The organism is Deinococcus sp. HSC-46F16 (genome assembly GCF_024171495.1).
In the GTDB taxonomy this organism is placed as follows: domain Bacteria; phylum Deinococcota; class Deinococci; order Deinococcales; family Deinococcaceae; genus Deinococcus.
The window spans coordinates 554,069-572,409 of the sequence record NZ_JALJZW010000001.1 but is presented as its reverse complement, the minus strand read 5'-3'; the positions used below and the strand labels follow the sequence as shown (position 1 = coordinate 572,409).

Annotated in this window: 17 protein-coding genes; 8 read left to right on the top strand and 9 right to left on the bottom strand. The window is 69.9% G+C overall.

The window, feature by feature from the left end:
* Positions 1–66 precede the first annotated feature (66 nt).
* Both L1280_RS02935 and clpB read left to right on the top strand, forming a co-directional pair.
* Positions 67–1,077 carry a lipocalin family protein gene (locus L1280_RS02935; protein ID WP_253580550.1) on the top strand — a complete coding sequence of 337 codons (1,011 nt, stop codon included), beginning with the start codon at positions 67–69 and terminating at the stop codon, positions 1,075–1,077.
* Positions 1,078–1,165: 88 nt separating this feature from the next.
* Positions 1,166–3,724: an ATP-dependent chaperone ClpB gene (gene clpB, locus L1280_RS02930; RefSeq protein ID WP_253580548.1), complete on the top strand. Its 2,559-nt coding sequence runs from the start codon at positions 1,166–1,168 to the stop codon at positions 3,722–3,724.
* Between the two features lie 52 nt (positions 3,725–3,776).
* On the opposite strand, the gene L1280_RS02925 is transcribed toward clpB, so the two are convergent.
* The 6 genes from L1280_RS02925 to L1280_RS02900 all read right to left on the bottom strand — a co-directional run bounded on the left by L1280_RS02925 (position 3,777) and on the right by L1280_RS02900 (position 10,326).
* Entirely contained in the window at positions 3,777–4,019 is a 243-nt protein-coding gene (locus tag L1280_RS02925; RefSeq protein ID WP_104990642.1) for a WGxxGxxG family protein, read from the bottom strand.
* 81 nt (positions 4,020–4,100) lie between these two features.
* Positions 4,101–5,450 (bottom strand): DNA repair protein RadA, encoded by a 1,350-nt coding sequence (radA, locus tag L1280_RS02920; protein ID WP_253580547.1) that lies wholly within the window; start codon positions 5,448–5,450, stop codon positions 4,101–4,103.
* A gap of 5 nt (positions 5,451–5,455) precedes the next feature.
* Positions 5,456–5,731 carry a DUF2087 domain-containing protein gene (locus L1280_RS02915; protein ID WP_253580546.1) on the bottom strand — a complete coding sequence of 92 codons (276 nt, stop codon included), beginning with the start codon at positions 5,729–5,731 and terminating at the stop codon, positions 5,456–5,458.
* 101 nt (positions 5,732–5,832) lie between these two features.
* Positions 5,833–8,073, bottom strand: coding sequence for an ATP-dependent Clp protease ATP-binding subunit (locus tag L1280_RS02910; RefSeq protein ID WP_253580545.1), 2,241 nt, complete (start codon positions 8,071–8,073; stop codon positions 5,833–5,835).
* Between the two features lie 180 nt (positions 8,074–8,253).
* Positions 8,254–9,531 (bottom strand): S41 family peptidase, encoded by a 1,278-nt coding sequence (locus L1280_RS02905; RefSeq protein ID WP_253580544.1) that lies wholly within the window; start codon positions 9,529–9,531, stop codon positions 8,254–8,256.
* Positions 9,532–9,573: 42 nt separating this feature from the next.
* Entirely contained in the window at positions 9,574–10,326 is a 753-nt protein-coding gene (locus tag L1280_RS02900; RefSeq protein WP_253580542.1) for a fumarylacetoacetate hydrolase family protein, read from the bottom strand.
* A gap of 23 nt (positions 10,327–10,349) precedes the next feature.
* Between L1280_RS02900 and L1280_RS02895 the strand changes: the two genes are divergently transcribed.
* The 3 genes from L1280_RS02895 (at position 10,350) to L1280_RS02885 (ending at position 13,295) form a co-directional block, all read left to right on the top strand.
* Positions 10,350–10,970 (top strand): NUDIX hydrolase, encoded by a 621-nt coding sequence (locus tag L1280_RS02895; RefSeq protein WP_253580541.1) that lies wholly within the window; start codon positions 10,350–10,352, stop codon positions 10,968–10,970.
* Positions 10,971–10,990: 20 nt separating this feature from the next.
* Complete coding sequence (locus L1280_RS02890; RefSeq protein WP_253580540.1) at positions 10,991–11,809, top strand: hypothetical protein; 819 nt, start codon at positions 10,991–10,993, stop codon at positions 11,807–11,809.
* A gap of 109 nt (positions 11,810–11,918) precedes the next feature.
* Entirely contained in the window at positions 11,919–13,295 is a 1,377-nt protein-coding gene (locus L1280_RS02885; protein WP_256487982.1) for an aspartate aminotransferase family protein, read from the top strand.
* A 51-nt stretch (positions 13,296–13,346) separates the two neighbouring features.
* Here the strand turns inward: L1280_RS02885 and L1280_RS02880 are convergent, their stop codons facing one another.
* Positions 13,347–13,859, bottom strand: coding sequence for a hypothetical protein (locus tag L1280_RS02880; RefSeq protein WP_253580538.1), 513 nt, complete (start codon positions 13,857–13,859; stop codon positions 13,347–13,349).
* A 115-nt stretch (positions 13,860–13,974) separates the two neighbouring features.
* Here L1280_RS02880 and L1280_RS02875 point away from each other — a divergent pair, with 115 nt between their 5' ends.
* On the top strand, positions 13,975–15,327 hold the full coding sequence (locus tag L1280_RS02875; protein WP_253580537.1) for an acyl-CoA dehydrogenase family protein: 1,353 nt from the start codon (positions 13,975–13,977) through the stop codon (positions 15,325–15,327).
* A 119-nt stretch (positions 15,328–15,446) separates the two neighbouring features.
* On the opposite strand, the gene L1280_RS02870 is transcribed toward L1280_RS02875, so the two are convergent.
* Positions 15,447–15,911 (bottom strand): hypothetical protein, encoded by a 465-nt coding sequence (locus L1280_RS02870; protein ID WP_253580536.1) that lies wholly within the window; start codon positions 15,909–15,911, stop codon positions 15,447–15,449.
* 138 nt (positions 15,912–16,049) lie between these two features.
* Here L1280_RS02870 and L1280_RS02865 point away from each other — a divergent pair, with 138 nt between their 5' ends.
* Together L1280_RS02865 and L1280_RS02860 are read left to right on the top strand one after the other, a co-directional pair.
* The gene (locus L1280_RS02865; protein WP_253580535.1) at positions 16,050–16,679 is read left to right on the top strand and encodes a MazG family protein; all 630 of its coding nucleotides are present in this window, start codon (positions 16,050–16,052) and stop codon (positions 16,677–16,679) included.
* Positions 16,676–17,251: a CoA pyrophosphatase gene (locus tag L1280_RS02860; RefSeq protein ID WP_253580534.1), complete on the top strand. Its 576-nt coding sequence runs from the start codon at positions 16,676–16,678 to the stop codon at positions 17,249–17,251. Before L1280_RS02865 ends, L1280_RS02860 begins: the two co-directional genes overlap by 4 nt.
* Positions 17,252–17,308: 57 nt before the next feature.
* On the opposite strand, the gene L1280_RS02855 is transcribed toward L1280_RS02860, so the two are convergent.
* The gene (locus tag L1280_RS02855; protein ID WP_253580533.1) at positions 17,309–18,331 is read right to left on the bottom strand and encodes a DUF4384 domain-containing protein; all 1,023 of its coding nucleotides are present in this window, start codon (positions 18,329–18,331) and stop codon (positions 17,309–17,311) included.
* Between the last annotated feature and the right edge of the window lie 10 nt (positions 18,332–18,341).

The following is an 18,341-nucleotide window of genomic DNA, read 5'->3' as shown; positions in this document are numbered from 1 at the left end:
CCTTCTTTGCACCCGGTTCATGGCCCTTCCCACCTCTGCCCCGACCGTGGGCGGGTAAGGTCAACCATGCGACTCCTTCACGCTGGCGCGGCGGCCTTACTCCCGGCCCTGCTCTCGGCCTGCCTGCCCCCGCCGCAGGCGTTCGACCCGGCGCGGCTCCCGGCGCCCGCCGACCTGGGCGCGAAAAATGCGCCGATGGAGTGGTGGTACGTCTCAGGTTACCTGCCGGAGTCGGGGCTGGCCTTTCACTGGGCGCAGTTCAAGGTGAACTACCGGGGCATTCCCTATCACGCCGGGCATGTGGCGGTCACGGACCTACGCACCGGACAGCTCAACTTCTACGAGAATGAGGCGCAGCAGGCCCGCTTCGGCTTTCCGCCCCTCAGGGTCGAACAGGGCGAGTGGCGGCTGCGGCAGGAAGGCGAGGTGTATACCCTGCGGGCCGGGCCGCTGAACCTGACGCTCACACCGCGCAAGGGGCCGGTGGTGCATCCGCCGGGGTACTCGGGCACGCCGGAGGTGGGGCGGCTGTACTACCAGAGCGTCACCCGGATGGACGTGGCGGGGACGATGGTGGTCTCGGGGGCCGGGGCGAGGACGGCGACCGGGCCAGCCTGGCTCGACCACCAGTGGGGCGACCAGCAGCCCGGCGCCCAGGCCCGCTGGGACTGGTTCGGGCTGCACCTCTCGGACGGCTCGGACCTGATGCTCTACCGGGTGCGGAACGCAGCGGGCCAGGTCGTGCAGGTCGCCGCCTCGCGGGTAGACGCGGCGGGCGTGGCGCGGGAGGTTCCAGGCGTCACGATGACGCCGGGCCGCACCTGGCGCAGCCCCAGCGGGCGCGACTACGTGCTGACCTGGCAGGTCACCGCGCCGGACCTGACGCTGAGTCTGGAGCCTCTGCGAGACGAGCAGGAACTCCTCTCGCGCAACACCTCGGTCGCCTACTGGGAAGGGCCGGTGCGCGGCACGGGGACGCTCGCCGGGCAGCCGATCACCGCTGAGGGGATGGGGGAATTCGTGGGCGGGCTGCTCACGCGGGCGGAGGGTGGGCGCTTCATTCCGTCGGGCCGATGACCGGGGCGCACCTCACCCAATTCAAGACTCTAGAAACTTGACACGACCACACTCAAGTCGCACAATGGGAGCACTTGAGGAGGTTTCCTTGAATCCCAAACGCTTCACCGAAGCGGCGCTGCAAGCCGTGGCCGCCGCCCAACAACTCGCACAATCCAACCACCAACAGACCCTGACCGTCGCCCACGTCCTGCGGGGACTGCTCGACAACGACACCGCCGCCCGCGCGGTCAGGGCGGCGGGGGGTGACCCCTCGGCCATCCGCTCCGCGCTGGACGCCGAACTCGCCAAACTCCCGCGCGTGCAGGGTGGGGGCGAAAACCTGTACCTCGACCCCGCGCTGGGCCGTGCCCTGCAAGCGGCCGAAAAGGAAGCGCAGGCGCTGGGCGACGCCTTTATTGCCGCCGACACTCTGCTGCTCGCGCTGCGGGGAGAGAGCCGCACTCCCAGCCTCCCATCCGAAGCCGCGCTGCGCCAGGCCGTGACAGACGCCCGGAAAGGAAAGACCGTGACCACCAAGACCTCTGAACAGCAATTCGACGCGCTGGAGAAGTACGGGACCGACCTGACCCAGCGTGCCCGCGACGGCAAGTTCGACCCCGTGATCGGCCGCGACGAGGAGATTCGCCGCGTGATGCAGATTCTGCTGCGGCGCACCAAAAACAACCCCGTGCTGATCGGGGAACCCGGCGTCGGTAAGACCGCTATCGCCGAGGGCCTCGCCATCCGGGTCGTGAAGGGCGACGTGCCCGAGGGCCTTAGAAACAAGCGCATCGTCTCGCTGGAGATGGGCAGCCTGCTCGCCGGGGCCAAGTTCCGGGGCGAGTTCGAGGAACGCCTCAAGGCCGTGATCGACGAGGTGGTGCAGTCGGCGGGCGAGGTCATCCTCTTTGTCGACGAGATTCACACCATCGTGGGGGCAGGCAAGACGGAGGGCAGCCCCGACGCGGGTAACATGCTCAAGCCCGCGCTGGCCCGTGGCGAACTGCACCTGATCGGCGCGACCACCCTCGACGAGTACCGCGAGATCGAAAAGGACCCGGCCCTGGAGCGGCGCTTCCAGCCCGTCTTCGTGGACGAACCCAGCGTGGAGGACACCATCTCCATCCTGCGCGGCATCAAGGAGCGGTATCAGGTTCACCACAACGTGGAGATCACCGACCCCGCGCTGGTGGCCGCGGCGCAGCTCTCGCACCGCTATATCTCCGACCGCCAACTGCCTGACAAGGCTATCGACCTGATCGACGAGTCGGCGGCCCGGCTGCGGATGGCGCTGGAGTCCAGCCCCGAGCGCATCGACCAGCTTCAGCGCCGCAAGCTGCAACTGGAGATCGAACGCGAGGCCCTGAAGCGCGAGAAGGACCAGGACTCGCAGAACCGGCTGCTGGACATCGAGGAATCTCTCAAGGCCGTCACCGACGAGCTGAGTGAGGTCCGCAGCCGCTGGGAGGCCGAGCGCGGCGAAGTCCAGGCCCTGCGCGAGAAGCGCGAGGCGCTCGACGGGGTCCGCACCGAGATCGAAAAGGCGCGGCGCGAGTACGACCTCGCGCGAGCCGCCGAGCTGGAGTACGGCACCCTGCCGCAACTGGAGCGGGAAGTGCAGGAGCTGGAGCGCCACCTGAAGAGCGCCGAGTTCGCCCACATGGAAGTGACGGAAGAGGACATCGCCGCCGTCGTGAGCCGCTGGACGGGCATCCCGGTGAGCAAGCTGATGGAGGGCGAGCGCGAGAAGCTGCTGCACCTCGAAGAACAGCTTCACAGCCGGGTGGTGGGCCAGGACCGCGCCATCGTGAGTGTGGCCGACGCGATCCGCCGCGCCCGCGCGGGCCTGAACGACCCCAACCGGCCGCTGGGCAGCTTCATGTTCCTGGGGCCGACGGGCGTGGGCAAGACCGAGCTGGCGAAGGCGCTCGCCGAGTTCCTCTTTGACTCTGCGGACGCGATGGTCCGCCTCGACATGTCCGAGTACATGGAGAAGCATACGGTGGCCCGCTTGATCGGGGCGCCTCCCGGCTACGTCGGCTACGAGGAAGGCGGCCAGCTTACGGAAGCCGTGCGGCGCCGCCCCTATGCGGTGATCCTGCTCGACGAGATCGAAAAGGCGCACCCCGACGTGTTCAATGTGCTGCTTCAGGTGCTGGACGACGGACGCCTGACGGACGGCCAGGGCCGCACCGTGGACTTCCGCAACACGCTGATCATCCTGACGAGCAACATCGGCTCGCCACTGATTTTGGAAATGCAGCACCGGGGCGAGAGCGCCGACGCGATCCGCGAGGCCGTGATGGAGGAACTGCGCGGCGAGTTCCGGCCGGAGTTCCTCAACCGCGTGGACGACATCATCGTGTTCGACGCGCTGACCCCGGCCGACCTGCACCGCATCGTGGACATCCAGACCCAGGGCCTGCGGCGGCGTCTGGCCGAGCGCCGGGTCGCCCTGCACCTCACCGACACGGCCAAGGACCGCCTCGCGCAGATCGGGTATGACCCCGCCTTCGGTGCCCGGCCCCTCAAGCGGGCCATCGCCCGCGAGATCGAGACGCCACTCGCGCGCGAGATTCTCTCCGGCCACGTCACCGACGGCAGCAGCCTGACGGTGGACTACGACGGGCAGGGGTTCCGGTTCGAAACGGGTGTGCTGAACTGAGGCAGGACAAAGCCGCCGCCCCTACGTGGGGCGGCGGCTTCATTTGTTCGGCTTAGCGGCGGGTCGTGTTGCTGGTGTTCACGACCGTCTGGGTGTAGCGCTTGCCCCCCAGCCCGGCGAGGCCCAGGATTCCGGCGAGGCCCAGCCAGCCCCAGTCGGTGGCAGAGTCGGTGGCCTCGGCGGGGGCGTTGGTGCCGGTGGTTTCGCCTTCGCTGCCGTCGGTCTGGGCGTATGCCGTCACGGGAAGGGCCAGCACGGCCGCCAGGGTCAGGGTCTTGAGCACGTTCTTCTTCATGAGGAGCAGTGTGACGCATCCTCCAGACGGGAGAGATGACGGTGCCTTGAGCAAACCTGTATGTGCGCGGGGCGGGGCCATTCAGGCGCCCGATTTCCACACCAGCCCCACCGCTTCCTCCACGCTGCGAACCCCCTCGCGCCCGTCCAGGCCGGGCGGCACGATGAGCTGGCGGTAGCCCGCGCGGGTCGCCTCCTCGGCGCGGCGCAGGGCGCCCTGGGTCGAGCGGACCTCACCCGCCAGCCCGACCTCCCCGAAGACCGCCACGTTGTCCGGCAGCGCCCGGCCCACGACCGCCGAGTACACGGCGAGCGCGACCGCGAGGTCAAGGCCGGGGTCAGGCACCTTCAGGCCGCCCGCGAGGTTCACGTACACGTCCAGCCCGCCCAGGGTCAGCTCCAGCCGCCGCTCCAGCACCGCGAGGACCACATCCACCCGGCGCGGGTCCAGGCCCACGACCACCCGGCGGGCATTCGGGTAGGGCGTCTTGCTGGCGAGGGCCTGCACCTCCAGCAGCATGGGCCGCTGGCCGTCGATGGTCGCCGCGACGACGCTGCCGGGCACGCCGATGGGCCGCTCAGCGAGAAAGGCGGCCGAGGGGTTCTCCACCGCAACCAGCCCCTCCCCCCGCATCTCGAAGACGCCGAGTTCCCCGGCTTGGCCGAAACGGTTTTTCACCGACCGCAGCAGGCGGAAGGCCCCCACCGTCTCCAGAAAGACGGTGGTGTCCACGATATGTTCCATCACCTTCGGTCCGGCGACAGTGCCCTCCTTGGTGACGTGGCCGACGAGGACGGTCGCGGTGCCCGTCTCCTTGGCGGCGCGGGTGAGCAGGGCCGTCCCCTCGCGCACCTGCGCCACGCCGCCGGGAGTGCCGTCGCCCTCCACGGTGACCGTCTGGATGGAGTCCACGATGCACAGGGCGGGCCTATGCTCGGCCATCAGCGCGGCGACGTGCTCGGCGCGGGTGTCGCGGGTGAGCTGAATCTCGGCCGTCACGCCGAGGCGGTCGGCCCGCAGGCGAATCTGCTCCAGCGATTCCTCGCCCGCGACGTAGAGCACCGTTTGCCCCTGCCGGGCGAGGCGGTCGGCCACTTGCAGCAGCAGGGTGCTCTTGCCGATGCCGGGTTCGCCGCCAATCAGGGTGACGCCGCCCGCGACCAGTCCGCCCCCCAGCACCCGGTCGAGCTCGGGGATGCCCGTGGGCGTGCGGGGTTCCTCGCGCCGCCCCACGCCCGACAGTGGGGTGAGCTTGCCGCCTGTGACGCCGCCGTAGCCCCCCGCGCCGCCCGGCCGGGCCTTGCCGGTGGCGACCGTGGGCACCTCCTCCTCGAAGGAGTTCCAGGCCTGACAGTTCGGGCAGCGGCCCAGCGGCTTGGCCGACTGGTAGCCGCAGGAGGTGCAGACGTACTTGGTCGTGACTCTCGCCACGCGGCCTACCCGTTGGGCCTGGCGTCCGCCCGCCAGTAGCCCCCGTCCCCGGTGGCGAGATAATCCCTGTCCACCAGTTCGGTCAGCAGCACGGAGGGGTCTTCCAGCGTGCTGTGGTCGTGCAGCAACGCCGAGACCTCGTCCTCCGAGTAGCGGCGACCCGGCTCGAAGAGGCCCGTGAGGTGATCGAGGATGGCGAGTTGGTGCGCCCGGCGGCGGTCGGAGGGCCAGCCGGTGATGCGGCCGTGTTCGTCCTGAAAGGCGGCGATGCTCTTGGTCATAGAAAGGCATGCTAGCGGCTCAGCCCGGACAGCACCGTGCCCGGAGTAGGGCCACACGCAGGAGGCGGAGACCAAAAGCCTCCGCCCCGTGAGAATGACCCTCAGGCCAGAATCTGCGGCGGCGCGGTCATTCCGCGCTCGAACTGGATGCCGTCCTCGCCCAGCACGACGCGCAGTTCCTCGCCCGCGTGCCCGAGCAGTTCCAGGGCCAGCGGGTCTTCGAGTTCCTCGCGGACCAGGGTGCGCAGTTGGCGGCTGCTGCCCACCGCGTGCTTGGGGCTGCGGGCCTTGAGCTTGCCCACCAGCCACGCGGCGATGGCCGGGTCGAAGGTCACGTTCAGCTCGCGGCTGGCAAGTTCCTCGCGCATCTCGCCCAGGAGCTGCTGCGCGACCCGCACGAGTTCCTCCTCGCCCAGCGGCTTGAAGCGAATCACGTCGTCGAGGCGGTCGAGGAACTCCGGGGTAAAGATGTGCCGCAGCGGCGCGTTGTTGTCGGGCGTGACTGGGCTGAAGCCCACCGTCGGGTTGACGTTGAAGCCCGTGTTGCTGGTCATGATGATGATCGTGCGGCGGAAGTCCACCGTGCGGCCCAGGCCGTCGGTGAGGCGGCCGTCGTCCAGCACCTGCAGGAAGGTGTTGTACACGTCCGGGTGCGCCTTCTCGATCTCGTCAAGCAGGATCACGCTGAAGGGCTGGCGGCGCACAGCCTCGGTCAGGCGCCCGCCCTGCTCGAAGCCCACGTAGCCGGGAGGCGAGCCGATCAGCTTGGAGATGGAGTGCGACTCCTGAAACTCGCTCATGTCCACCCGGATCAGGCTGCGCTCGGACCCGAACAGCGTCCGCGCGAGTGCCTTGGCGAGGTGGGTCTTGCCCACCCCGCTGGGACCGACGAACAGGAAGCTGGCCGCCACACGGGTGCGTCCACCCAGGCCCACACGGGCGCGGCGGAGCGCACTGGAGAGCGCCTTGATCGCGTCGGGCTGGCCGTAGACCTGATCGGTGAGCTGGGTTTCGAGGTCGGTGAGCTGCGCGGCCGACTCCTCGGAGTACACGCCGCCCATCGAGTTGATGACGCTCTCGATGTCCTCGCGGGTGACGTAGGGTTCGCCGTCTTCCGTCTCCGCGACCGGCAGGCCCACGCTCATGTTGAGGCGGACGCGGCTGGCGGCCTCGTCGATCAGGTCAATGGCCTTGTCGGGAAAATTGCGGCCCGGCAGCGAGCGTTCGCCGATACGGACGGCGAGTTCCAGCGCCTGCTCGGGAATCTGCACCCCGTGGTGCTCCTCATAACGGGGGCGCAGGCCGCGCAGAATCTGCAGCGTCTCGGCGGGACTAGGTTCCAGCACGATCACCGGCTGGAAGCGGCGCTCCAGCGCGGCGTCCTTTTCGATGTAGCGGTGGTACTCGCCCGTGGTCGTCGCGCCGATGACCTGAATCTCACCGCGCGAGAGGGCGGGCTTGAGGATATTCGCCGCGTCGAGGGTGCCCTCCGCGCCGCCCGCGCCCACCAGGGTGTGCAACTCGTCGATAAAGGCCATCACCTTGGCGTTGCGCAGCTCCTCAATGATCTGGCGCAACCGCTCCTCGAACTCGCCGCGGTACTTGGTCCCGGCCACGACGCCCGAGAGGTCGAGGCTGACCAGCCGCACCCCATGCAGGTTGGGCGGCGTGCGCTTCTCGTGGATGGCGAGCGCGAGGCCCTCCACGATGGCGGTCTTGCCCACACCGGGGTCACCGATCAAGACGGGATTATTCTTGGTGCGCCGGGTCAGGATCTGGGTGACGCGCCGGATCTCCTCCGAGCGGCCGATCACCGGGTCGAGCTTGCCCTCGCGGGCCTGCTGGGTGAGGTCGCGGCCGTACTCGTCGAGGAAGGGGGTGGCGACGGGCTTGGCCGCTTTGCCCCCGGTGCCGCCCTCGCCCTGCGCGAGCACCCGCCAGCGGATGGTGTCCACGTCCTTGGTGAGCTCCTGCAGGATGCGGAAGGCCACCCCATCTCCCTCGCGGATGATGCCGAGGAGGATGTGCTCAGTGGAGGTCACCTGGGCACCGAGGTTGCGGGCCTCCGAGGAGGCGAGTTCCATCACCCGGCGGGCGCGGGGGGTGATGGAAGGGGCGTCGTTGAGGCGGTTGCCCTCGCCCCGGCCGATGATCTCCTCGACCCGGCGGCGCAGGCCGTCGAGGCTGGCGCCGAACTCGGTCAGGATGGTCGCGGCGGTGCCGCCTTCGCGCATCAGGCCGAGCAGCAGGTGTTCGGGACCCACCATCGCGTGCCCGAGGCGGTTGCCCTCTTCGCGGGCGTAGTGGAACACGAGGCGGGCGCGGTCGTCGTATCGGTTCATGGAGGCTCCCCCCTGTGTCGGTCTCCGAAAGTGGGATGGGCGAAGTCGTGCGGGGTTCAAGAAGGGGTGCCGGGCAGGGCGGCGCGGAAAGGAAACGGGGAGACCTGCCTGAAGTCTAGTCTATGGGCCGCCGAAGCCAGGAAACGCGGCGAAGGGTCACCATCTGGGTTGCCCCAAACCTCACGGCCCGCCACCCACTGCCGCGAGCTGCTGCAAGGCCGCCGAGAGCGTGGTGTCCTCGCCCCGCGTGGTGAGTGCCACGAGGTCGGTGGGGGCCGCCACGTCGGGCGTAAGGGACGCGGGCAGGGGCTGGCCCGCCGCGTCAAAGGCCCGCAGCACGGTGAGCGACAGCAGGTGCCCGCCCGGCAGCGGCAGGAACTGCACCCCGCTGTTGCCTACGCCGCGCGTGGCCTCTCCGACCACGACCGCCCCCGCCCCCCGCGCGAAGTGGGAGAAGACCTCGGCGCAGGAGGCCGTGCCCGGTCCCACCAGCACCGCCGTCGGGCCGCGCCACACGTTCAGGGTTGGGGCCGCCGTCCGCGCCACCGCCGCCCGCACCTCTTCCCCACGCACGCCCCCATAGCTGGAGGTTCCCCCCTCCCAGCGCGACTGGTAGACCACGGGCGCGAAGACGCTCGCCGCCGCCACGCACTCGCCCAGTGAGCCGCCGCCGTTGTAGCGCAGGTCCACGACCAGCGCCGAGGCCCCGCCTACCCTCGCCTCAGTCAGCCGCTTCAGGAACAACTCGGAGCTGTCCTGCGGCAGAAAGCTGGGAAAGTCGATGACGGCGACCCGGCCCGCGCCCTCCGCGTCCACCCAGCTCAGCGTCGGCTCGTCGCGGGCTTGCAGCGGGGCCGTCTCCAGGGTGAGGTCGCGGTCGGGCACCCCGGCGCGGCGTAGGGTCACGGGAATGGGGGCGGCGCGGCGCTCCAGCGTGACGAACTCGTTCGGGCCGAGCGGGAGGTTCTTGCCCGCCGCGTCCTTGCCGGGCACCTCGCCGTTCACGCGGGTCAGGAGGTCGAAGCGGCGCACGCCCGCGAGGTCGGCGGGACTGCCGGGGGTCACCGAGACGACGAGGAGGCCGCCCACCACCCGCGCCGTCCGCAGGCCCGTTCGGGGCACGGCGCGGTTCTCGCTGACCTCGCGCAGCCGCTCGGCCCCCTCCGGGTCGCGGACGTTGGTGTGGGGGTCGCCGAGTTCGGTCAGGAGGTCGCCCAGCACCGCGCGGGCGGTGGCGTAGTCGCAGGCGTCGCCCTGGGGGGCGCAGCGCTCGGCCAGCACGTCGGCGTAGCGCCGGGTGAGGTCGGCGCGGTCGGCGGTCGCCCAGCCGAAGTAGCGCGTTTCCAGGGCCTGGGTCGCCGACCCGTACAGGTCGGTCGCCGGACTCGCGCCCGCCAGCCCCAGGGACAGCGAGAGCGCGAGCGTCAGCACGCGGGAGGGGAGCGGGTTGTGGGACACGCCCCAGGCTAGCGCGGGGGCGGGCGGGGGAATCGTGCCGGGCTACCCGATGCGGGTGGTCAGCACGCCGATGCCCTCCACCTCGACCTCCACCGTGTCCCCGCGCGAGAGGGGGCCGACGCCCTCCGGCGTCCCGGTGAGCACCACGTCGCCGGGTTCCAGGGTCACGTAGCGGGTGAGGTAGGTCAGGATGGTGGGCACGTCGAAAATCATGTGGCTCGTTCGACCGTCCTGCCGCGTTTTGCCATTGATTCGCGTCATCACACGCACGTCGGCGGGGTCAAAGTCTGTCTCCAGCCACGGCCCCAGCGGGCAGAAGCGGTCGGCGGCCTTGGCGCGGAACCATTGCAGGTCGGTCTTCTGGCGGTCGCGGGCGGTGAGGTCGAGGCCGCAGGTGTATCCAGCCACGGAGTCCAGCGCGTTCTCCGGGGTGAGGTCCCGCGCCTGCCGCCCGATCACCAGCGCCAGTTCGCCCTCGAAGTGGAAGTTCTCGGTCCACTCCGGGTAGGCCACCGTCTCGCCCTCGGCGGCCAGCGCGTTCGGCCCCTTCAGGAAGATGCCGGGTTCCTTCGGCAGTTCGCCCGTGTCGTTGCCGAGTTCCTTGATGTGGTTGACGTAGTTGCGGCCCACGCAGACGATCTTGCTGGGTTCGGCGGGGGCGAGCAGGGTCGCGGCGGAGAGGGCCACCGTCTCCCCCGTCCGCTCGCCCGCCATGCCGCGCGTGAGGTGCACGGTGGCCCCTTCGAGTTCGCCCCAGGAAGGGGTGCCGCCGTGTGCGATTCGGACCAGACGCATGGGGCGAGGATATACGCTCGGCCATGCCTTCCCTCGTCCAGCTCCGCGAACTCCAAGCAATCGCCCAGGCCGGGCTGACCTACACGCGCGACCCCTACGACCGCGAACGCTTCGAGCGTCTGCTCGCGCTCACCGCAGAGCTGCTGGCTGAAGGCACCGGGCAGACGCCGGAGGAGGTTCACAGCCTGCTGACCATCGAGCGCGGGTATCTGACGCCCAAGGTGGACGTGCGGGCCATCGTGCTGAACGCGGCGGGCGAGGTGCTGCTCACGCGCGAGCGGGCCGACGGGCTGTGGAGCCTCCCCGGTGGCTGGGCCGACCCCGGCGACAGCCCCCGCGAAGTCGCGGTGCGCGAGGTGCGGGAAGAAACCGGGCGCGGGGTCCGGGCCGTGAGGCTGCTGGCGCTACTCGACAAGGACAAGCACCCGCACCCGCCCGACCTGTGGGCCGTGTACAAGGTCTTTATCGCCTGCGAGTTGCTGGAGGACGTGGCCGCCCACCCCGACAACACCGAGACGCTGGACAGCGGCTGGTTCGCGCCGGGTGACCTCCCACCCCTGTCGCTGGGGCGCAATCTGCCGGAACAGGTGCGGCGGATGGTGGCGCTGTGGCAGGAGCCGGGGCTGGGCGTGGACGTGGATTGAGGGGCGGCTACACTCGCGCTATGCCTCCCCACCGTCCCGTCACCCCCGCGCAGCGCGACCTCGACCGGGCCATCCGCGCCGCGATCCTGCGAGACGGACGCATCGGGCACGCCCTCGCCTACGGCAGTTTCACCCAGGGCACCGCCGACGCCTTCAGCGACCTGGAGTATTACGTGTTCCTGGCGCCCGCCGACCTGCCCAACTTCGACGTGCGGGCCTGGCTGAACGCAGTCGCCCCGGTGCGGCACTTCGTGGCGAACGACTTCGGGACGCCGAATGCCGTGATGGACGATCTGATCCGGGTCGAACTGCACGCCGAGCCGGAGACCGCGCTCTCGCAGGTGGAAGCTTGGCCCAACGAGCACATGGACCCCGCCGCCATGCTGCTCAAGGACCAAGGCGGCCGCCTCGCCGCCCACCTCGCGGCGCTGGTGGCAAAGGATCGGCCGCAACCGGAAACGGCGGCACAACTCATCCACGACCGCCTGCTGAACGGGCTGGTCTTCGGCGTGAACGTGCTGGAGCGCGGCGAGCGGGTGCGGGCGCTGGAGCTGATGTGGTGGGTGCGCGGCGGGTTGCTGCGGCTGGCACGGCTGGCGGAGGGGAACACCGAGCACTGGCTCACGGCCTCGCGCCGGGCGGAGTGGGAGCTGAGCCAGGAGACGCTGGAAAGATACGCTCTCCTGACCGGGCGGCTGGACGAGCTGGAGATGCTGTATGCCGAGGCGTGGAACTGGATGCAGGACCTCAGCGAACGGGTGCCGGGACTGCGGGGAGCAAATCCACAGCTGGCGCGGGACCTGACTGACCGCCTCGGAGCCGCCCCGCAGCGGCGCTAGACTGCCGCGCGTGACTTCCCATACCCCCGCCCCACTCCCAGCGGGCTTCATCCGCGCCGGGGACGTGCTTGATGAACGCCTCAGTGCCGCGCAGGTGCGGACGCTGGACATGCGGTACGGCAACGAGGAACTGCTGTACGGCCTGGGCCTGCTGGACCTCGCCGGACCTTTTTACAGAGTGTCGCCCTGGGAGATGGAGGACGAGCACGGCGTGCGGCGCATCAACGCGTCGGGGTACGCGGCGGTGCCGTTCGGGGACATGCCGCCCGTCATCACCAGCTTCCTGCACGAGTTTCTGGACCGGAACCGGGCGCTGAGTCTGCCGCAGCAGTCCAGCTCATCGTGGCGGGCGGCCCTCCAGACCAACCTCGTGCGGCTGCTTTCGCGCGAGCTGCCCTCGCACGCCGACTCGCAGGTCTTCTTCTGCTCCAGCGGCACCGAGGCCATCGAGGGAGCACTGAAGTTCGCCAAGGCGTGGCGGCCGAAGGCGAAGTACTACGTCTCCTTTTCCAGCGGCTACCACGGCAAGACGCTGGGGAGCCTCAGCCTCACGCCCAACCCGGAGTATCAGGACATCTTCCGGCCGCTGGTGCCGGGGGCGGTCACGAGTCCCTACGGCGACCTCGACGCGCTGAAGCAGCTCGTGACGCGGCTGGGGCCGGACAAGGTGGTTGCGGTGGTGGTCGAGCCGATTCAGGGCGAGGGCGGCGTGAATATCCCCCCGCCGGGCTTCCTGCGCGGGGTGGGCGAGCTGTGCCGCCGCTCCGGCATCGTCTGCATCGCGGACGAGATTCAGACCGGGCTGGGGCGCACCGGGCACTGGTTCGAGTCGGCGGCGCAGGGCCTCGACCCCGACATCGTGACCCTTGCCAAGCCGTTGGGCGGCGGCATGACGGCGGTGGGCGCGACCATCGTGCGGCACGAGATCTACAAGAAGATGCTGGGCGGCCTGAGTTCCAAGCGGCACTCCAACACCTTCGGCGGGAACGCGCTGGCGATGGCGGTGGGCCTCAAATCGCTGGAGTACCTCGTCGAGCAGGACCTGCCCGCCCGCAGCGCCCGCCTCGGCCAATTGGGACTGGCGCGGCTGAACGCCCTGCAAGAGGAGTATCCCCGGCTCTTCGAGAGTGTGCGCGGTCAGGGCCTGCTGCTGGCGATGCAGTTCCGACCGATGGTGGGCGTGCCGCTCCCCGGCCCCCTCAAGGAGATCGTCTTCGAGGCGACCGCCATCCTCGCCCTGCGCGAGCTGCACGCGGCGGGCGTGATGGCGAACCTCAGCCTCAGCTCCAAGCGCACGGTGCGGCTGACTCCAGCGCTCGACATGCCCGAGGACCTCTTCGGGACGATGCTGAACCGGGTGGGCGTCTTTGCGGGCCGTAACCCCGCCTCGCGCTACCTGCTGACCAACACGCCCCCGGCCGTCACAGCGCGGCTGGCGAAGTTCGCGGCCAGCAAGCCCAAGAAGCGCACGGACAGCGATGGGTAAAGGGGCGGAACGTGCTGGCGAGAGCGTGGAGAGGGGCTTGACCACATTCCACTAGGCCAACCCACACGCCCGCTGCACCAGCACGTGCACCTCGTCGCGGCCCATCCGGCGGGCGCGGAGAGGCAGGTCGGTGGGCAGCTCGGAGAGGCCGGGCACCAGCGGCACGAAGCGGAATTCCGGGCGGGCGATCAGGTCGCGGGCAGCGGTAAAGGCGAGCACGGCGTCCAGCCGCAGCTCGTAGTGGGCATTCAGCTCGGCGCGGAGGGGGTCGGGGTCCCCGGCGAGGAGGGCGATCAGGGCGGGATGGGCGACAAAGCCCTCGTCGAGCGCCTCGGTCACGCGCGGTACGTCGAGGAGCAGGGCCGCGCCCGGCAGGGCGTACCCGCTGATGCGGCGGCGGCACGTTTCGGGGAGGTCGCCGCGCACCTCCTTCACCTCGCGGCCCACCCGCACGGCACTCGCCAGATACGTCCAGAAGCGGCCCAGGCTGCTGTAGCGGGCGAGTTCCACGTATCCGGCGGGCCGGGTGGGCAGCGGGCGGGTGGGCCGGAGGGGGGCGGTCACGCCCGCATGCTGTCGCGTCCGCCGCCGCCAGGGGGCCGAGTCTCAAGGCCGGGTGAATGGGAGCTGGGGTGGAAGGCCCCAGTCTGGACAACTTGCACCGGGTACAAGAGAAGGCATGACCAATCCAGCCACCCTCCAGGCGATGCTCGCGCACCTTGACCTCGGCGCCCTTGAGCGGCTGGGGCAGAAGGTGGACCTGCCGGGCCTGCTCTCCAGCGTGTCGCAGCTCAACGACGGCCAGCTCAAGCAGCTCGCCCGCACCCTGGGCGGCGGCGGGGGCCGCACCGCCGACCTGCCCGCGCCCGACGGGGACTTCTACGGTCAGCTTGACCGCCTGACCCCGGAGCAGCGGGAGGTCCGGCAACAGGTGCGGACCTTCATGACCGATCAGGTGCGCCCCATCATGAACGTGTACTGGAACCGAGACGAGTTCCCCCAACAGATGATTGCCGAACTCCGCAAACTCGACCTCGTGCGCCGGGTCTGGAACGAGGACGGCACCCGCAAGCCCGACGCCACCCTCGTCGAGGGCCTGATCACCCTGGAAGCCTGCCGGGTGGACGTGTCCACCGCCGTCTTCTTCGGCGTGCACGCGGGGCTGGCCTTCGCCTCCATCGCGCTGGGCGGCAGTGAAGAACAGAAAGCCGAATGGCTGCCCAAGATGCTCGACCTGGAGGCCATCGGTGCCTTCGGCCTCACCGAGCCGGAGGGCGGCTCGCAGGTCAGCCAGGGCATGCGCACGACCTGCCGCCGCGACGGGGACAGTTGGGTCCTGAACGGCGAGAAGTACTGGATCGGCAACTCGCCCTTCAGCGACTTCACCGTGGTCTGGGCGCGGGACGAGGAGAGCAGCGAGGTGCGCGGCTTCATCGTGCGGGCGGGCACGGCGGGGTACCGGGTCGAGAAGATCGAGGGCAAGACGGCCCTGCGGATCGTGGAAAACGGGCACGTCTTTCTGGAGGACTGCCGGGTGCCCGAGTCCGACCGCCTGCAAGCCGTGCGCGGCTGGCGCACGACCGCCGAGGTGCTGCGGCTCACGCGGGCGGGCGTGGCGTGGCAGGGAGTGGGCTGTGCGCTGGGCGCCTACGAGCTGGCGCTGGGCTACGCGCAGACCCGCGAGCAGTTCGGCAAGCGCATCGGGGAGTTTCAACTGATCCAGAACCACCTCGTGCATATGCTGGGCAACGTGACGAGCATGCTGGCCCTGGTGCTGCGGCTCTCGGACATGGCCGACGCGGGCGAGATGAAGGATGAGCACGCCTCGCTCGCCAAGGTGGTCACGGCGGCCCGCTGCCGCGAGACAGTCGCGCTGGCCCGCGAGACTTTCGGCGGCAACGGCATCCTGCTGCAAAACGGGGTCGCCAAGCACTTCGCGGATACGGAAGCGATCTACTCCTACGAGGGCACCAACGAGATCAACACGCTGGTGGTGGGTAGGGCGATCACGGGCTTCAGCGCGTTCGTGTAACGCTTGCCCAAGCAAGCGGGCTCCCAGTTCAGATGCTGGGAGCCCGCCTGCTTGGATTCGTTCTTCGAGGTCAGCCGGACGGGCGCCGTGGACCGTCTCGTCACCTCTCCCTGAAGGGCTCAGGGCAGGCGCTGCACAAGCTGGTCGTACAGGAAGTTCGCCGCGTCGTGCTGGTGTTGCCACAGGGTCAGCAGCCCGAACTGGTCCTGCACGGTGACGCGCCGCCCTGCCGGGAGGTCGAAGTCCAGCCGGGCGGTGAGCTTGGCCCAGGGTACCAGCGCTCCGGGCGCGATCAGGATGGGGCTGACCTTGATGACGCCGGGCGCATTCGGGTCCGCGACGATGGTCGCCCCCGGATAGCGGCGTTTGATCGCTCCGGCCGAGTCACGGCCCATCGCGGCCAGGATGCCCGCCCGCTGCTCGGCGCTGAGCAGGTTGGGGTTGCCCTGAATCTGGGGGGCCAGGATCGCGTAGCGGGCGGTCGAGAGGGTCTGGGCGTTCCAGGCGGTCGCGGCCTGGGCGTTCGCCGGGGCAGCAGACAGCATCAGGGAACCGAGGGCCAGCGGCAGAAGCACTTTCTTCATGCGGCCCAGTGCAGCACGCCGCACCTGACGGACGGTGAAACGGGGGTGAGGGTGCCGCCGTCACGTTCACCGGAAGGTGCGAACTGGCCCGGCCCAGGCGACAGAACCCGGCGGGCAATTCGCCCTAGCATGGCCCCCATGCAAGAGCTGCTGACCACCCTGCGCCGGTTGCGTGCCCCGGACGGTTGCCCCTGGGACCGCGAGCAGACCCACGAGTCCCTGCGCCCCTACCTGCTGGAGGAAGCGGCCGAGGCCGTGGACGCCGTCACCGAAGGCCCCGAGGCGCTCGCCGCCGAGCTGGGGGACGTGCTGCTGCAAGTCGCCTTCCATTCGGTGATTGCGGAGGAGGCTGGCACCTTCGGCTACGCGGACGTGGAGCGCGGCATCGTGGAGAAGCTGGTGCGGCGGCACCCCCACGTCTTCGGGGACGTGCAGGTCGCGGATGCGGGCGAGGTCGTCGTCAACTGGCAGGCGATCAAGGCCGCCGAGCGTGGAGGGCAACCCCGCCGCGCCGCCGACCGGGTGCCCACCGCGCTGGGGGCGCTGGCCCGTGAGACGGCGGCGCAGAAGCTGGCAGGAACCGCCAAGGGGGGGCGCGGGGGGGTCCGGGCAGCGCTGGAGAACGCGCCCGATTCCGCCGAGGGCGTGGCCGGGGTGCTGGCCGCCGCCGTCGCCTGGGCACGCTCGCTGGGGGTGGACGCGGAGGTCGCCCTGCGGGAGCACACCCAGGCGCGGCTGCTGGCCCTGCCCGACCCGGAGGAAGAATGACGGACACCCCCGATCCCCTCGGCGCCGTGCTGGAGGACCCCTGGGCGGTGTGGGTCGGGCAGCGTCCCCGCTCCCGGCTGCACCTCCCCGACTTTCGCCGCGCCGCCGTTCTGGTGGGCCTCACCCGCGAGCCCGACCCGCGCGTGCTGCTCACGGTGCGCTCGGCGGACCTGCCCACCCACCGGGGCCAGATCAGCTTTCCGGGGGGCAGCCTCGACCCTGGCGAAACCCCGGTGCAGGCGGCCCTACGTGAGGCCGAGGAGGAGGTGGGCCTCTCCCCCGCCGACGTGACCGTGCTGGGCGAACTCGACGACGTGTTCACCCCGGTCGGCTTCCATGTCACGCCCATCCTGGCCCGCATCCCCGCAGAACTCCGGCTCACCCTCAGCGCGGAGGTGGCCGAGTTGCTGCTCCCCACGCTGAGCGAGTTGCGGGCCGCTCCCCTGGTCCGCGAGACGCGCACCCTGCCGGGCGGAGAACGGGTGCCCCTCTACCGCTATCCCTGGCGCGGGCACGACATCTGGGGCATGACGGCGCGGGTGCTGCACGACCTGCTGGGCGAGGGGCCGTAAGGGCAAACCAAAACCCCCACCGCGGCGGGTGGGGGTCTGGGCTGGTCCCTCGCGGCTTTAGCGGGCGGGGGTGATGGTGATCTGGCTGTTGCGGGTGACGTTGTAGGTGTTCACGAAGGTGCGGTAGCCGGGGGCGATCAGCACGACCTCGACGCTGCCACGCGGCACGGACACGCTCAGGGTGCCGCCCTGGATGGTGCCGACCTCGCGCCCGTCCACGAACACGCGCGCACCGGCCACGTTGCTGCGGATCGACAGCGTGTACTGGTTGCTCACCACGGGGGCCGGGGTCACGGCCTGCGCGAAGTCCACGTTCAGGTTGGTGGTCACGCCCGCCCGGACGGTGATGGTCGTGGTGAAGTCCCGGAAGCCAGGGGCCTGCACGCGCACCGGGTAGGTGCCCGGGCGGAGGTTGCTGAAGGTGGTGTTGGCGCTGCCGAGGCGCTGGCCGTTGAGGGTCACGGTGGCGTTGGCGACGTTGGTGCCCACGAACAGGCTGCCCGTCTGCACGGGGGTCTGGCCGACGACCGTGAAGAAGGCCGTGTCGGTCACCCAGCTGTTTTGCGGAATGGGGTTCACCACGATGCTCAGGGCCTGCGCGAGCTGCTGCTGGCCACGGGCGTTCACGGTGGCGAACTGGTCCTGCTGGCTCTTGAAGGAGCTGAGCTGGTCGAGGTTCAGCGGCGTCAGGCTGGCGAGGGCCAGCACCTTGTTCAGGCCGAGGTCTTCGCCGACCGTGAAGGTGAAGTTGGCGCCCGCACGGGGAAAAGTCACGGTGGTGTTCGCCTTGACGAAGTTGTCGCCGCCAAGACGGTTGGGCAGGATCTGGGTGACTTCGCCGTTGGCGTCCACGTTGAACAGGTAGACGTAGGCGTCGCGGTTGACGCTCGTCGAGATCGAGATGTTCTCGCCCACGCGGTAGGTGGGGTTGGCGTTGCCGCTGGTGTCCTTGTTCACACGCACGCTGACCGACAGGTTGGGCTGCGTGGGGTTGACGATAATGCTCTGGGCGCTGATTCGGGGAGCCGCAGCCGCCGTGCCGAGGAGCATTGCGGCGGGAATCATCAGAAGCTTCTTCATGGGTGTACCT

What these genes read in the sequence shown, in the direction of transcription:
- L1280_RS02855 (WP_253580533.1), bottom strand. Translation starts at nt 18,331, where the DNA reads ATGAAGAAGCTTCTGATGATTCCCGCCGCAATGCTCCTCGGCACGGCG.
- L1280_RS02890 (WP_253580540.1), top strand. Translation starts at nt 10,991, where the DNA reads ATGCCTCCCCACCGTCCCGTCACCCCCGCGCAGCGCGACCTCGACCGG.
- L1280_RS02925 (WP_104990642.1), bottom strand. Translation starts at nt 4,019, where the DNA reads ATGAAGAAGAACGTGCTCAAGACCCTGACCCTGGCGGCCGTGCTGGCC.
- L1280_RS02915 (WP_253580546.1), bottom strand. Translation starts at nt 5,731, where the DNA reads ATGACCAAGAGCATCGCCGCCTTTCAGGACGAACACGGCCGCATCACC.
- L1280_RS02935 (WP_253580550.1), top strand. Translation starts at nt 67, where the DNA reads ATGCGACTCCTTCACGCTGGCGCGGCGGCCTTACTCCCGGCCCTGCTC.
- L1280_RS02885 (WP_256487982.1), top strand. Translation starts at nt 11,919, where the DNA reads ATGCGGTACGGCAACGAGGAACTGCTGTACGGCCTGGGCCTGCTGGAC.
- L1280_RS02875 (WP_253580537.1), top strand. Translation starts at nt 13,975, where the DNA reads ATGACCAATCCAGCCACCCTCCAGGCGATGCTCGCGCACCTTGACCTC.
- L1280_RS02910 (WP_253580545.1), bottom strand. Translation starts at nt 8,073, where the DNA reads ATGAACCGATACGACGACCGCGCCCGCCTCGTGTTCCACTACGCCCGC.
- L1280_RS02895 (WP_253580541.1), top strand. Translation starts at nt 10,350, where the DNA reads ATGCCTTCCCTCGTCCAGCTCCGCGAACTCCAAGCAATCGCCCAGGCC.
- L1280_RS02865 (WP_253580535.1), top strand. Translation starts at nt 16,050, where the DNA reads ATGCAAGAGCTGCTGACCACCCTGCGCCGGTTGCGTGCCCCGGACGGT.
- L1280_RS02900 (WP_253580542.1), bottom strand. Translation starts at nt 10,326, where the DNA reads ATGCGTCTGGTCCGAATCGCACACGGCGGCACCCCTTCCTGGGGCGAA.
- L1280_RS02870 (WP_253580536.1), bottom strand. Translation starts at nt 15,911, where the DNA reads ATGAAGAAAGTGCTTCTGCCGCTGGCCCTCGGTTCCCTGATGCTGTCT.
- L1280_RS02860 (WP_253580534.1), top strand. Translation starts at nt 16,676, where the DNA reads ATGACGGACACCCCCGATCCCCTCGGCGCCGTGCTGGAGGACCCCTGG.